The organism is Vibrio sp. 1641, from assembly GCF_033339995.1.
Lineage (GTDB): Bacteria > Pseudomonadota > Gammaproteobacteria > Enterobacterales > Vibrionaceae > Vibrio > Vibrio alginolyticus.
This window is the reverse complement of record NZ_JAWOVP010000156.1, coordinates 1-732: the sequence shown is the minus strand read 5'-3', so window position 1 is coordinate 732 and position 732 is coordinate 1. Positions and strand designations below refer to the sequence as shown.

1 protein-coding gene is annotated in these 732 nt (G+C 41.9%); it reads left to right on the top strand.

Annotation, left to right across the window (positions count from 1 at the left end; all coding sequences use genetic code 11):
• Window positions 1-421: 421 nt before the first annotated feature.
• On the top strand, window positions 422-732 hold a 311-nt coding region (locus tag R7Z47_RS24790; protein ID WP_318130754.1), incomplete at its 3' end, for a replication initiation protein.

Genomic DNA, 732 nt, shown 5'->3' with positions numbered 1-732 from the left:
GACGCGCTCTATTCTGCCAAAAGCCGAAACTCTACCCCGATCTAAGCTCATTTAATCTTTCATGGTCAACATAAATTCAAAGACTTAAAGATAAATTCGGCATGTTAGGTGGTAACATGTCGCTTAATGTGAAGAGTGGGATTTAACGTAATGTCACTTTGTGCGAAGTGCAGTGTTTCGGTAGAACAATGATTCTCGAAAGGTCGCTATAGCGGCCTTTTTTGTGCCTGAAAGCAAGAAAAGCGAAGGGAAATTGCGAAGTAAGGTATTGAGGAGTAAGATTAACTCTAGATAAAACAAAGCCCCGAAACTCATTCAAACTTGGCGGAATGGAGAGTTATCAGGGCTAAAGCTTAAGGTAATTTTAACACATGGAAAGACAAAGACAATCCACACGTAACCGCCATAAGTGCAGTTATGTGTGAAAGCTAAACAATCAAACGCATTTCAACTCGATCTAATCGAGACGCTTCCTCATAAGCCGTATTGCACCGATGAACTCGGTGTCACTTACATACGCCCAAAAAGTACAGCGATTAAGAAAAAATATCTGCAAGTGAACCAACCGAAGTTGGTCACATACCTGGTATTTGATATCGACAGACAAGGCGGTGTGTTGTCTTGGTATGACAATGATCTCCCCGCCCCCTATTGGACAAGTAAAAACCCAGAGAACGGACACGCTCACATTGCGTATCGTTTAAAAGTACCGTTTTCTACGTCTGATATTGC